Source organism: Janthinobacterium kumbetense, assembly GCF_023703445.1.
GTDB classification, from domain to species: domain Bacteria; phylum Pseudomonadota; class Gammaproteobacteria; order Burkholderiales; family Burkholderiaceae_D; genus Janthinobacterium; species Janthinobacterium kumbetense.
The window spans coordinates 1415757-1428933 of sequence record NZ_JAMQGR010000001.1; the positions used below are offsets into that span (position 1 = coordinate 1415757).

Here is a 13177-nt window from a genome sequence, read left to right on the forward strand (position 1 = left end):
TGTCACTTTCCCTTTCAGACGCCTGATGATCGAAAAGAATCTGCCCGAGCTGGTCATGCTGAAGCGCCTCATCGACGAGGGCGGCAGCCACCTGGAAGTGGCCGCGCCCTGCAGCATCGCCATGGATGGGCGCGAGTTTCCCGTGTACTCCATCGCGCTGGGCAATCCGAGCCCAGACGTGCCCGTGCTGGGCTTTTTCGGCGGCATCCACGGCCTCGAGCGCATCGGCACGCAAGTCATCCTGTCTTTCCTGGAAAGCCTGGTCGCGCGCCTGCGCTGGGATGCCACCCTGCACCAGCAGCTGGAAAGCATGCGCCTCGTGTTCATGCCGCTGGTCAATCCGGGCGGCATGTGGCAAGCCACGCGCTGCAATCCGCGCGGCGTGGACCTGATGCGCAACGCGCCGCTGAGCGCGCGCGAAAAAGTGCCGTTCATGCTGGGCGGACAGCGCTACAGCGCCCGCCTGCCCTGGTACCGGGGCGCGGCCGGGGGGCCGATGGAGCTGGAAAGCGCCGCCGTGTGCGACCTCGTCGAGCGCGAACTGCTGTCGCGCCAGTTCAGCATTGCCCTCGATTGCCATTCCGGCTTCGGCTTGCGCGACCGCATCTGGTTTCCCCACGCGCATACCAAGGTGCCCATCGAACACCTGGCCGAAATCGGCGCGCTGGAAGAGCTGTTCAGCCAGAGCTACCCCAACCACAACTATGTATTCGAGCCGCAAAGCCGGCAATACCGCACGCATGGCGACCTGTGGGATTATCTGTACCTGAACGGCACCAGCTATACCGGGCGCGTGTTCCTGCCGCTGACCCTGGAAATGGGTTCCTGGCTGTGGGTCAAGAAAAACCCGCGCCAGCTGTTCAACCGGGTCAGCATCTTCAACCCCACGGCCGCGCACCGCCTGCAGCGCGTGCTGCGCCGGCACCTGGTGTGGTTCGATTTCCTCATGCGCGCCGCCAGCAGCCACGGCCGCTGGATGCCGGAAGGCTTGCTGCGCAAGGCACAGCGCCGGCGCGCCCTGGCGCAATGGTATGAATCATGACGCAGATCAACACGCACGATAACTGGGTCTTGCTGCGCGGCCTGATGCGCGAACAGCGCCACTGGGGCAGCTTCCCCGCCACCCTCGCGCGCGCCCTGCCCGGCGCCCGCATCGTCACGCCCGACTTGCCCGGCAACGGCACGCGCCACGCGCAGGACAGCGCCACCCGCGTGGCCGACATGGTGGAAGACTGCCGCCGGGGGTTGCTGGCGCGGGGCATCCCGGCACCCTACCACTTGCTGGCCCTGTCCCTGGGCGGCATGGTGGCCGTGGAATGGGCCAGCCGCTACCCACAGGAAATCGCCCGCTGCGTGCTCATCAACACCAGCATGCGGCCGTTCAATCCCTTCCATCAACGCCTGCGCTGGCAAAACTATGGCGCCCTGCTGCGCCAGCTGCTGCTGGGCGATGCCGCCAGCCAGGAAGCATTGATCTTGCGCCTGACGAGCCGCCGGCATGCTGGCGGCCACCCTGCGCTGCTGGCCGACTGGTTGACTTATCAGCAGGAATACCCGGTCAGCCGCCGCAACGCGCTGCGCCAGCTGCTGTCTGCTGCCCGCTACCGCGCGCCCCTCGTCCGCCCCGCCATGCCCGTGCTGGTGATGGCCGGCGCGCAAGACCAGCTGGTCGACCACCGCTGTTCGCAACGCCTGGCCCGCGCCTGGCAAGCCGATTGCCTGATCCACGGCGACGCCGGGCACGACTTGCCGCTCGACGAGGGGGAATGGCTGGCGCAGTCGGTGGCGCGCTGGCTGGGGGTGGCAGCGGCAGGCGATGAGCAGACCAACACGGCACAATCATCATGCCGATAGCCTATCGCACGGAGCAACTGACGGCGCTGGCAGAGGCCGGCGTGCACGAACACATTTTTCCAGGCGCGGCGTGGGCCGTCGGCACCGTCGACCACGGCGTGGCGGGCGCGGCCGGGCGGCTCACGCCGGAGCCCGCCAGCGCCGCCATGCAGGTCGATACCCTGTTCGATATCGCTTCGCTGACCAAGATCGTCAGCGTCTGGTCGCTGACGGGTTGGCTGGTGCGCCGCAACCGCCTGCGCCTGGACGACCGGCTGGCCGACCTGCTGCCCGGCACGGCGGGCTACGCGCTAGCGCCCATCACGATTTTCCAGCTGCTCACGCATACGGCCGGCTTGCCGCTGCGCGCCCGCCTGCGCGCCAGCTATGGCGAGGTGTACGACGATATCGTGCGCGGCGTGCTGCGCGAGCCGCTGGAAGGCACGCCGGGCCAGGCTGTCGAATACACGGACCGCGCCGCCCTGATCCTCGGCTTTGTCATCGAGCGCCTGCTGGGCCAGCCGCTGGAACAGGCGCTTGCAGAGCATGTGCTGCAGCCGCTGGGCATGGCCGCCACGGGCTACGGCCCGCTGGCGCCACGCCACGGCCAGTTAGTGGCGCCGACCGAGTATTGCGAACAGGCGGGCGCCCACCTTGCCGGCGTGGTGCATGATTTTTCGGCCCGGCTGCTGGGCGGCGTGTGCGGTATTTCCGGGCTGTTTTCCAACGTGCCCGACTTGCAGCGCTTCCTGCGGGCCATGCTGGCGTCGGGCCTGCATGGCGCAGGCCAGGTGTTTGACGCCGGCTGGGTGCGCGCCTCGCTGACGGTGCAGACGGGTTCGTTAAATCCCTCGCGCGGCCTGTTCTGGCATCCGGCGGCAGGCACCGGGCCGGAAGACGACGTCTGGTGCCACCAGGGGTTCACCGGCACGGCCATGTGGCTCAGCCCACGGCGCGGCCGCTATGCCGTGCTGCTGACGAACAAGCTGTACTACACGCGCGATTCCGCCCGGGTCAACGCGCTGCGGGGCGACTTCATGCGCTGCGCATTCGGCCTCTGAGGTTTACAGGCGCAAGCTCACCGCGATGGCCAGCAGCAGCGCGCCGGCCGCCGCCAGTAGTGCACCGTTGAAATTGTGCGACTGCGCATACAGGCTGCCGGCCAGCACGGGGCCGATGATCTGTCCGATGCCATATACCACCGTCATGATGGCCATCATGCTGGCGCCCGCCTTGACGGCTGCCCGCTGCGCAGCCGGCATCGCGATGGTCACCGTGCCGACGAACGTGCCGCCGACGAGGATGGCGCTGAGCAGATAGCCGGCGGCCGAGGGCGCCAGCACGGGCAAGGCCACGCCCAGCGCCTGCAGCAGCAAGTTCAGCCGCAGCGCCTGGCGCGTGCCCAGGCGCTCGTGCAGCCGGTGCCACAGGAAACACGAAGGCGCCGCGCCCAGGCCGAACACGGCCCACACGTGGGCGGAATTGAGATTCGGCAAGGCTACGCCCACCAGCACGGGCAGATAGGTGGCCGTGACGATGTAGCCGAGTCCCGCCAGTCCATAGATCAGCACCAGCGGCCAGGGCGACACGGGCGCCAGCGCCGGTGCGGCGGCTGGCGGCGGCGCATCCGGGGTCGCCTGGCCGCTCACGGCAAGCGCGGGCGCGGCCGCCAGCCCCGCCAGCACGGTGACCCCGGCCAGCAGCAGCCACATACCGGCGCTGCGCCAGCCCAGGTGCGACGCCAGCACCAGCAATTCGGCCGAGACGGCGATGCCGGCGCCCACGCCCGCGTACAGCAACGGCGCGCCGCGCGCCTGCCCGCGCTGCACCAGCAGCCACAGCGACGCCGCCACCATGGCCAGGGCGCTGAAGACGCCCGCCACGCCGCGCACCGCCACGATAAGCCAGACGGGCATCGGCCAGGCCAGCACGCCCAGGCACAGGGCCGTGCCGGCCACCGACCATAAACACAGCCGGTGCGCGCTGTGCGCCCGCGCGCGCATGGCCAGGATGGCGCCCAGCAAGTAACCGGCATAGTTGGCCGAGGCGGCCAGGCTGCCGTCGCGCAAGGTCAAGACGCCTTCCTCGAGCATGTGCGGGTAGATGGCCGTGAAGGCGAAGCGGCCGAAGCCCATGCCGATGGCGAGGATGACGGCCGCGGCGATGGCCGCGCGCAGCCTGGCCGCCCCGCTCACGCCGCCTCGCCGAGCTGCGTCAGCAAGTGCTGGAACGCGGGCACGTCGAATCCCGCGCGCCACACCAGCACGGTGTCAATTTGCCCAGCGGAAATAGTCGCCAGGGTGGCCGGCGCGCCGGACAGCGCCAGCACACTGGCAGGCAGCAGGGTCACGCAGGCGCCGGCCGCCACGCAGGCGATCATGCAGTGATACGAACTCATTTCCTGCACCCGCCACTGCGTGCTGCCGGCCACGCCCAGCACCTCTTCCGCGATGCCGCGGTAGGTGCAGCCCTGCGGAAACGCCGCCAGCGAACGCGTGCGTACATCCATGGCGCGGCGCGCCTGCGCTTCGCTGGCCGGCAGCAGCAGGCACAGTTCCTCGCGCCACACGGGCCTCGATGCCAGGCCCAGCTCCGCCAGCGCGGCGGCGCCGCCGAATGCCGGCGGCAAGGCCACGAAAGCGCAGTCGAGCAAGCCCGTGCGCACTTGCTCGATCAGGGGCCGCGACGGCCCCGTGCCCAGCGCCAGGCGCGTCGCCGGATTGCGCGCGTGATACGCGGCCAGCAAGGCCGGCAAGCGGCTGGCCGCCGTGCTTTCCATGCTGCCGACGCGCAAGGTGCCGCCCTCGCGCCCGCCCGTGACGACATGCCGCGCCTCTTCCGCCAGCGCCAGCAGGCGCTGCGCATACTCGAGAAAGCGCTCGCCCGCCGCCGTCAGGGCCATGCGTTTATTGGTGCGCACGAACAGTTCCGCGCCGATATCGGCTTCCAGCTGCTGGATGCGCGTGGTGACGCTGGACGGCGCGCGGCCCAGCCGCGCGGCGGCCTGGGTGACGCTCAGTTCACTGGCGACCGAGCAAAAAATCCGCAATGATTCCGAATCCATCGTATTCTCTTTTTGAAAATGATTATGATATTATATTCTTAAAATACGAATTAAATACAGCATCCTCAACCTCATGAAGGAATCATCATGACGTCAATCCAGCGTTTCCTCGACCGTCTCGGCTTGCAATCGCCCATCATCCAGGCGCCGATGGCGGGCGTTTCCACACCGCGCCTGGCCGCCGCCGTCTCGAGCGCGGGCGGCCTCGGTTCGCTGGGCATCGGCGCCGGCACCGTGGCGCAGGCGCGCCAGATGATCGCCGACACCCGCGCGCTGACGGACAAGCCCTTCAATATCAATGTGTTCTGCCATGCGCCGGCCGTCAGGGATGCGCGGCGCGAAGCGGCTTGGCTGGCCCATCTGGCGCCCCTGTTTGCGGAGCTGGGTGCAACCGTACCAGAGGCGCTCGACGAGATCTATAAAACGTTCATCGGCGACGAGGCGGCGTTTGCCCTGTTGCTGGAACAGCGTCCCGCCGTCGTCAGCTTCCATTTCGGCTTGCCGACGCAGCAGCAGATCGCCGCCCTGCGCCAGGCCGGCATCTACACGATGGCCACGGCCACCAATGTGCACGAGGCAGCACTGATCGAACAGGCGGGTGTCGACGCCATCGTGGCGCAAGGCGTGGAAGCGGGCGGGCATCGCGGCGTCTTCGACCCGCAAGCGCCGGACGAACGCCACAGCACCACCGTGCTGCTGCGCCTGCTGGCGGGCCGCACCACTCTCCCCCTCATCGCCGCCGGCGGCATCATGGATGGACAGGGCATCCGTGCCGCGCTGGACCTGGGCGCGGCTGCCGCCCAGCTGGGCACGGCATTCGTGCTGTGCCCGGAATCGTCGGCCAATGCAGGCTACCGGGCCAACCTGAAAAGCGCGCGGGCGGCATCCACCCGGCTGACCAGCGTGCTGTCGGGCCGCCTGGCGCGCGGCATGGTGAACCGCCTGATCGAACATGGTGAAGCGCCGGGCAGCCCGCCGCCGGCCGACTATCCCGTCGCCTACGATGCCGCCAAGCAATTGAACGCGCTAGCCAGCCAGCGCGGCGACAGCGAATTTGCCGCGCAGTGGGCCGGCCAGGGCGCCCCGCTGGCGCGGGAAATGGGGGCGGAGGAATTGGTGGCCACCCTGGCGCGGGAAATGGCCCGCTGATTCCAGGATGGCGTTGAGGTGACGTACTACAAGGACAGCCTGTGGGCTTGCCTCGCACGGCTGGCAGTGGACGGATGACTGCCCCGTGTCTTATTTTTTATACCGCGTCGCCAGCAAATAAACGCCAGCAGCCAAGCAGACCATGCCGACCAGGCTCAATCCCGCTTGCGACAAGCCGGACCAGAATAATGAGCTGGCCAGGGCGGCAGTCATCACCGGCTGCAATTTAAAGGCACACATGCCGATACCCAAAAAAAGCAGTCCGCGGACGGTGCGAGGAGACCAACTATTCATTTTCTTCCCATTCTTGTAAGCGCATGCGCGCGGCTGGCAAATCTTACACGAGGCGCGCGTCAGGAAAGCAGCGAATTTCCCTCAGCTATCAGCGCCTACGCCGGCTGCTGCTGCGTGGTGCAGTGGATGCCGCCGCCACCGGCCGCGATGGCGTCGATGTTCAGCTGCACGATGTCGCGGCCGGGGAATTGCTCGCGCAGGATGGCCTTGGTAGTGCGGTCGGCTGCCGCATCGCCAAATTCCGGGCACAGCACGGCGCCGTTGCAGACATAGAAATTGATGTAGCCGGCGGCGAAGTCCTTGTTTTCATAGCGCGGACGGACTGACCCAGGGCCCGGCAAGACCACCACCTGCAGCGCACGGCCGCGCGCATCCGTGGCCTTGCGCAGGATGTCGAGGTGGCGCTGGGTGACGGCGCGCTCGGGCGACGCCGGGTCGCTGTCGAAACCGGCCGCCACGACGCCGGGAGCGCAGAAGCGGGCATAGAAATCCGTGTGGCCATCGGTGATGTCCTGGCCGGCGATGCCGGGCAGCCAGATGACTTTCTCGATGCCCAGCAGCCGGCGCAATTCGCGTTCGCATGCTGCCTTGCCGACGCCGGGATTGCGGTTGGCGTTCAGCACGCAGCTTTCCGTGATGATGGCCGTGCCCTGGCCATCGACTTCGATGCCGCCCCCTTCCAGCACCAGGCTGCTTTCCAGCACGGCCACGCCGGCGCGTCCGGCCACGAAAGGGGCCACCCGCGCATCGTCGTCATAGTCCTGCTTCTCTCCCCATCCATTGAAATTGAAATTCACGCCGGCCAGCGCCCCGCCCGCCTTTTTCACGAAGACGGGGCCCGTGTCGCGCATCCACAGGTCGTCGATGGGCTGCACCAGCAGCTTGACCTTATTGCCGCACAGGCGAGCCGCCACGTCGTAATCTTCCTCGTTGACCAGCATGTGCACGGGTTCGACGCTGGCGATCGCTTGCGCGATGCGCGCCAGATCCGCCTGCGCGCCCGCCTTCAGGCGCTTGCCCCAGACGTCGTCATTCGCGCCGAAGGCCATCCACGTCGCGGCGTGGCGCTCGCCTTCGTCGGGCATGCGCCAGCCGGCGCCGGCCGCCAGCGCGGACAAGGCCGGCAAACCGGCTGCGGCGCTGGCCGCCAGGCCCATGGCGCTGGTCAGAAAATGTCGTCGTTGCATGCTGTTCTCCTGTGCGGCGCGCTTACGCCGGTTCCTGTTGCGTGGTGCAATGGATGCCGCCGCCACCGGCCGCGATGGGGTCGATATTGATCTGGATCACGGCGCGTCCCGGATACAGCTGCGCATACTGCGCCCTGGCGCTGGCGTCCGCTTGCGCATCGCCAAATTCTGGCAGGAAAATGGCGCTGCTGGTGGCATAGTAATTGATGTAGCCGGCGGCGAAGGTGTTCGGGTTGTTTCCGGGACGAATTTTCTCGGGGCCATCGATGACGACGATCTGCAGTGACTGGCCATCCGCATCGGTGGCGCCGCGCAGAATCTCCAGGTGGCGCCGGGTCAGCGCGTAATCGTACGATGCCGGATCCATCTCGCGGTGCGCCGCCACCACGCCGGGGCGCACGAAGCGGGCGTAAAAGTCCGTGTGGGCATCCGTGATGTCCTGGTTCTTGATGCCTGGCAGCCAGATCACCTTGCGGATGCCGAGCAGCCGGCCCAATTCCGCTTCGCAATCGGCCTTGCTCCAGCCCGGATTGCGGTTGCTGTTCAGCACGCAGCTTTCCGTGATGATGGCCGTGCCCTTGCCATCGACTTCCAGCGCCCCGCCTTCCAGCACCAGGCGCGTGGCCAGCAGCGGCACCCGGGCCTGGGCCGCGACCACGTCGGCCACCTGGCCATCCTTGCCGGACTGCTGCTTGTTGCCCCAGCCATTGAAGTTGAACTTCACGCCGGCCCGCTCGCCATTCGGCTTGCGCACGAAGACGGGCCCCGTGTCGCGCATCCAGACATCGTCCATCTCGGCGGAAATCAGGTTCACGCGGGCGTCGAGCAACTGCCGCGCACTGGCCAGCTCGGCGGGACGCACCAGCATGTTGACGGGTTCGTAGGCGGCGATCGCGTTGGCGATGCGCACCAGCGCCAGCTGCACTTGCGGCACTTGCGCGCGCGTCCAGACGGCGTTCGAGGCGCCATACGCCATCCACGTCGCCTTGTGGGCTTCGGCCTCGTCGGGCATGCGCCAGCCGTCGGTCTGGTTGACGCCACCGCCGCTATTGATCGGAGGCAATGGCGCCACCGGGCCAGCTTCCGGCGTGCCGCCGCCGCAGCCGGCCAGCATGCCGCCCATGGCCAGCGCGCTGCCGCCCAGCATGCAATGGCGCAAGAAATATCGACGTGTATTCATATCCATCCTTGATTAGTTAGTCAGAGTGCCGCGCAGTCGATGCGTTGGCATGGACGGCATTGTGGAGCGATCAAGATATGAAAACAAATGATATGATTTACCAAAATTCATTAGGTTTTCTCATATGTCAGAACATCGCATTCCCTCGCTGAAGTATTTGATGGGCTTTGAAGCGGCCGCCCGCCACGGCAATTTCTCGCGCGCGGCCGACGAGCTGCACGTGACGCAATCGGCCATCAGCCACCAGGTGCAATTATTGGAAGAACAAGTCAAGCAGCCGCTGTTCCGCCGCGCGGGACGGGGCGTGGAACTGACGGTGGCGGGCGAAGTGCTGCTGCGCAGCGTGCAGCGCTCGATGACCGTGCTGCGCAGCGGCCTGGGGCGCATCGCCACCTATCTCGATCCGGGATTGGTCGTGCTGGTGTGTCCGGCACCCCTGCTGCACGGCTGGCTGCAGCCCCGGCTGCGGGAACTGGAAACGCGGCTGCCCGAACTGTGCTTGCTGCTGTCGGTCGACGAGAGCGCCCGCTTCGTCGATGAAATCGACGTCGATATCGCCATCGGCGAGCGCCCCATCCTGCAGCCGGACTTGCAGGAAATCCCCCTGCTGCGCGATGAATGGGTGATGGTCGCCAACAGCGAGCTGGCGGCGCGGCTGGCCGGCGTGCCGCAGGATGCGCATCACCTGCACGCGGATCTGGTGTGCCTGGAAGAAAGCTTGACGGGCGACACTACGGCGCCATTGTTCCTGGGGCCGCTGGCGCGCTTTCGCAAGCGGGCCATCTACGACGATGCGCGCCTGTTGCTGGACGCCACGCTCGACGGACGCGGCATCGCCTGCCTGCCGCGCCTGCTGGTCGATGCCAGCCTGGCGCGCGGCTTGCTGCACGTGTTGCCCGCTTATCCCAGGGTGCCGGGCGCCACCTGGTGGCTGTCGGGCGTGGCGGAACATCCCCGTTCGGCCATCGTCGGGCAAGTGTTCGACTGGCTGCGCGCGCAAGGTGCGGCGCAGGGGCAATGATCAGGGCTGCGGCGCGCGCGCATAGTCGACGCCGCTGGCCCAGCGGTTTTCCCAGTGCGCCAGATACGACTGCGCCAGGCGCTCGCTGTGCCACACGACGAGCACGTTTTCGCTGTTGGCGGTGGCCGCATCGGCCGTGTAATTGAAGCTGCCGTTTTGCACGGTCACGCCATCTGCCACGATATACTTGTCGTGATGCAAGGCATAGCGGGAAATCAGGCGCGTGGGAATGCCCGCGCCGACGAGCCGGTCCAGCGCGGCCCGGCTGTTCTTGCGCGCGTTGCGCCGCGTATCGGCCAGCACCCTGACATCCACGCCCCGCTGCCGCGCCCGCAGCAAGGCCTCGACCACATGGGGCGAACTGAACGAATAGGCGGCCAGCCGGATGCTCGACGCAGCGCTATCGATGACCTTGAGCACCAGCGCCTCCGCCCCGCCATCGGGGGAAAACGCGTTCTCGATGGTGACCACAGGCGCGGCGTCGGCGGCAAGCGCCGCTGACGGCGCACCAGTAGCAAAACACAGCGCAACGGCAAGCAGGATATTCTTCATCGCTGGCATTTTCCTGTTTCAATAATCGAGTGTGGACGAACAAAAAATGTGGACACAGCCTGCAGGCAGACTCGTCGCCTGGGCGAGCGTCCGCTGTCGCCCCGAAGCGGACCTCCACGCGTTCGCAAATACCCTGCATCGGCACCTGCTGTAGCCAGGAGTTACGATAAGGTATGAGCTTCTACGCCTTCTGCTTCGCACCGCAGATTATGTAGTCTCTGAACAAGAGGATGTTCGGTAATTGGATTCAACATGGCCAGCCGACGCTTGCCGTAACGAGCGTCGATGATCGCTAAACCCCTAACGACTGGATTGTTGTGATCCAACATTTCCTCAACCGTCAGGCTAAGACTGCAGAACAAATCCTTGTTCATCTGCTCCAGAAGAAACAGCCCGCTAGCGTCCATGACAGGCCAAGCCAGCTCGTATGCCTGTGCGGGCGTTGACCCATCGGCGCGATTCTTCGCAGTCAAGGCTGCAAGCGATGACAAATAGCTTAGCGACCCAGTGCTAAAGATTCGGCTACCGTGAAAACTTATCCAGAACTCTCCTTCTTCGTCATGAGAATAGCGATATCGTGTCTGGTTGAGATCAATGCTCGCCACAACGCTCTTCGCGATGCGATCGTGTAGCTGCTTCTTAAGTTGCGACCATCGCATGCTGTCTCGATTCTTTCATTATTACACCGTGATTCATGTACTACGAATGCCCGCTCTTGGCCTATTTCAGCCAACCACTCCACCTTCAAAACGAACCGGAACCCCACGACGTCGTGCATCACTGCTACGTCTCTCTACATACTCTGGGAGCCTGGCATACCGCATCAGTTCATTTTTTCGACTTCTGACCACTTGAATACACCAGCACACCTTGCTCGTTGAACTGCTGGGTACTCAGCAGCACGCCCTTATCACTGTAAACCTGACGAATGCTTACCTTACCGTTGAGATGGTAACTATTTTGCACACCCACGGGCTGGCCATCGCGCCATTGCCCCTGCGACTCCAGCTTGTCATGACTAAAATACGTAGTTGCTACGCCGTGTTGGCGGCCATGCTCATCTAGCTCTACCTGCGATTTGATATTGCCATCTCGATCATAATAGCGGTAACCGCCAACCATCTTGCCAGAAACAAAATCGGCTGCATTGGTCTGTCCGGAGATTCGTACCAGATCGCTCTTGATGGTATCGAAAATCTCCACCTTCCAAGTGCCGGGCAACGCTGCTTTTGGTAAGGGCAGCACCAGCACATAAGGCGAGCGATGCTTGACCTGCGGCATCAGCTGTTCGTCCAGGTAGAGGCGCGCCTTGCCGTCGGGACAGGAGTCCGGGCCACAGTCGGTCATCATGCGCGCAAACGGAATGGCCTCATCGCCGGCTTTCCCGACAGGGCAGCCAAACAAGGTCACGACCATTGCTGTCTTGTCACGGATGCGCTCGGCGAGTGCGGGTCTGAGGCTCGCATACTCATCTTTGTTTTCCAGCATCCCCTCTTTTATGCGCAGCTGATTGCCGCCGCAGGCCGTAGATTCCGCCACGGTCAGCACATCGGCGCCTTTGCTATCTTTCTCGTTAGAAATAGCCGTAAACACGTGTCGCTGAATAATATCGGCCTGCGCCACTACTGGCCACAACAGCATCGCACCTAGCGCCACGCATATCATTTTCTGATTTTTTTTCAAGTACATCTCTAATCAAGTGCATCTGTAATATTGACTGGGTTAGCGGAAAAGTGCTTTCCCATGGCCGCTTGTGGCTGCTGTCATTGGCAGGTTCCGCCCCATTGTGCCGCCCGAAATCACATTCAACGTCAAAGTGATCGCTGCGCTTCAGTCCGTCAAATGCAGCATGGTGTTATCCATCTGCTTCAACTTTGCTTCGATCTGATCCAAAGCATGTAGCTTTTCTTCGCGATGAGACCAGTCCCCCGCAGCCAGCGCCTGGGCTCTTTGCTGCCCGATAGCGTCCAATGCCAGTTGTCGCGCCTGTTGGTTGCATGCCGCTCTTAACTTTATATCCGCAAATGCGAGAGCAATCGACGCTTCGCAGCGCACGTCATCGTCCATGGCGTGTATGTCGGCGTATCCCCATTGCTTTGCCAGTTTCTCGAGGAATCGAATTGGCGTGACCTCCTTGTGCGTCTTGTGCCAATCGAGATAGCTCTCCAGAAGATCAGCGCCAGTATCATTGCCGTTCGGCGAGAAATCATCCGTGCAATTCCAAAAAAATGGATCATCCAATATCTCGCGTGCCTTGGGATGAAAGTCTTCCCAGTCGATTCCCAACTGCTCCCAGGCCGACATTCCATCACGCTTGGCTTGTGCCGCTGCCTCCAGCCCGGATGCCAGGAGTTGCAGGGCTTCCTCGGAATCCGGGACGCGTTTTCTGGCAGCTTCACAGTGATCCAGAAATTTCTCCAGGCTAAAATCATCAGTGCGCTTCAATCGCTTGCTCAATAGCCCTAATGCATGGATGACTTCATCCACACCTGCTTTAAAAAGTGGCAAAGACAATATTGAAGAACGCGTCCAGTCCCGGCCTTCCATCAATTCGCTGGCGATGTCGATCTCGACCTTGCCCTTTGCTCTTCGATAAGTGATCTTCGGTAGCGTTGCGCGGAAATTATTGTGCGCCTCCAACAGAGATTCCAGCGTCTTCTTTGCCGGACCAGAGTCCCTGAAGTGAAGCGTGACCGCAATTTCCTGGATCGCGTCGCCAAAACTGCCGCTGCCCGCGAGAAGAAAATCCCCGATCGGAGACAACGTTGTGTGACCACCGTAGCAATTATAGGAATTTGCGACTACATGGAAATCCATTGAATACTGCCTTTCATCCGAAATTTCAATTGTTCTGAATGTCGATATATATTGCTTGTTCACCTCAGGCCAGCCATGCC

The 13177-nt window shown here is 64.0% G+C and carries 14 protein-coding genes; 5 read left to right on the plus strand and 9 right to left on the minus strand.

The window, feature by feature from the left end:
* The first annotated feature begins 25 nt into the window (after positions 1-25).
* The 3 genes from NCG91_RS06220 to NCG91_RS06230 are packed head-to-tail and all read left to right on the plus strand — an operon-like array spanning position 26 to position 2894.
* Complete coding sequence (locus NCG91_RS06220; RefSeq protein ID WP_251349043.1) at positions 26-1042, plus strand: M14 family zinc carboxypeptidase; 1017 nt, start codon at positions 26-28, stop codon at positions 1040-1042.
* Positions 1039-1854, plus strand: a complete 816-nt coding sequence (locus NCG91_RS06225; RefSeq protein ID WP_251349044.1) for an alpha/beta fold hydrolase — start codon at positions 1039-1041, stop codon at positions 1852-1854. The genes NCG91_RS06220 and NCG91_RS06225 overlap by 4 nt, the downstream gene beginning before the upstream one ends.
* A complete protein-coding gene (locus NCG91_RS06230) occupies positions 1845-2894 on the plus strand; it encodes a serine hydrolase domain-containing protein (RefSeq protein WP_251349045.1) in 1050 nt (349 codons plus the stop codon). Before NCG91_RS06225 ends, NCG91_RS06230 begins: the two co-directional genes overlap by 10 nt.
* Positions 2895-2897: 3 nt before the next feature.
* On the opposite strand, the gene NCG91_RS06235 is transcribed toward NCG91_RS06230, so the two are convergent.
* Positions 2898-4028 carry a YbfB/YjiJ family MFS transporter gene (locus NCG91_RS06235; RefSeq protein ID WP_251349048.1) on the minus strand — a complete coding sequence of 377 codons (1131 nt, stop codon included), beginning with the start codon at positions 4026-4028 and terminating at the stop codon, positions 2898-2900.
* On the minus strand, positions 4025-4897 hold the full coding sequence (locus tag NCG91_RS06240; protein ID WP_251349050.1) for a LysR family transcriptional regulator: 873 nt from the start codon (positions 4895-4897) through the stop codon (positions 4025-4027). The genes NCG91_RS06235 and NCG91_RS06240 overlap by 4 nt, the downstream gene beginning before the upstream one ends.
* An 87-nt stretch (positions 4898-4984) precedes the next feature.
* Here NCG91_RS06240 and NCG91_RS06245 point away from each other — a divergent pair, with 87 nt between their 5' ends.
* On the plus strand, positions 4985-6046 hold the full coding sequence (locus NCG91_RS06245) for an NAD(P)H-dependent flavin oxidoreductase (RefSeq protein ID WP_251349052.1): 1062 nt from the start codon (positions 4985-4987) through the stop codon (positions 6044-6046).
* A gap of 90 nt (positions 6047-6136) precedes the next feature.
* Here the strand turns inward: NCG91_RS06245 and NCG91_RS06250 are convergent, their stop codons facing one another.
* From NCG91_RS06250 to NCG91_RS06260, 3 genes are all read right to left on the minus strand, one after another.
* Complete coding sequence (locus tag NCG91_RS06250) at positions 6137-6340, minus strand: hypothetical protein (protein ID WP_139144478.1); 204 nt, start codon at positions 6338-6340, stop codon at positions 6137-6139.
* A gap of 95 nt (positions 6341-6435) precedes the next feature.
* The gene (locus NCG91_RS06255; protein WP_251349054.1) at positions 6436-7527 is read right to left on the minus strand and encodes an agmatine deiminase family protein; all 1092 of its coding nucleotides are present in this window, start codon (positions 7525-7527) and stop codon (positions 6436-6438) included.
* 22 nt (positions 7528-7549) lie between these two features.
* On the minus strand, positions 7550-8707 hold the full coding sequence (locus NCG91_RS06260; RefSeq protein WP_251349056.1) for an agmatine deiminase family protein: 1158 nt from the start codon (positions 8705-8707) through the stop codon (positions 7550-7552).
* A gap of 124 nt (positions 8708-8831) precedes the next feature.
* Here NCG91_RS06260 and NCG91_RS06265 point away from each other — a divergent pair, with 124 nt between their 5' ends.
* Positions 8832-9728, plus strand: a complete 897-nt coding sequence (locus tag NCG91_RS06265) for a LysR family transcriptional regulator (RefSeq protein ID WP_251349060.1) — start codon at positions 8832-8834, stop codon at positions 9726-9728.
* Here NCG91_RS06265 and NCG91_RS06270 read toward each other — a convergent pair whose 3' ends face one another.
* The 4 genes from NCG91_RS06270 to NCG91_RS06285 all read right to left on the minus strand — a co-directional run bounded on the left by NCG91_RS06270 (position 9729) and on the right by NCG91_RS06285 (position 13160).
* Complete coding sequence (locus NCG91_RS06270) at positions 9729-10280, minus strand: phospholipase D family nuclease (protein WP_251349061.1); 552 nt, start codon at positions 10278-10280, stop codon at positions 9729-9731.
* A gap of 161 nt (positions 10281-10441) precedes the next feature.
* Positions 10442-10939, minus strand: a complete 498-nt coding sequence (locus NCG91_RS06275; RefSeq protein WP_251349063.1) for an SF0329 family protein — start codon at positions 10937-10939, stop codon at positions 10442-10444.
* Positions 10940-11108: 169 nt separating this feature from the next.
* A complete protein-coding gene (locus tag NCG91_RS06280) occupies positions 11109-11963 on the minus strand; it encodes a toxin-antitoxin system YwqK family antitoxin (RefSeq protein ID WP_251349065.1) in 855 nt (284 codons plus the stop codon).
* Between the two features lie 147 nt (positions 11964-12110).
* Positions 12111-13160, minus strand: coding sequence for a hypothetical protein (locus NCG91_RS06285; RefSeq protein WP_251349066.1), 1050 nt, complete (start codon positions 13158-13160; stop codon positions 12111-12113).
* Between the last annotated feature and the right edge of the window lie 17 nt (positions 13161-13177).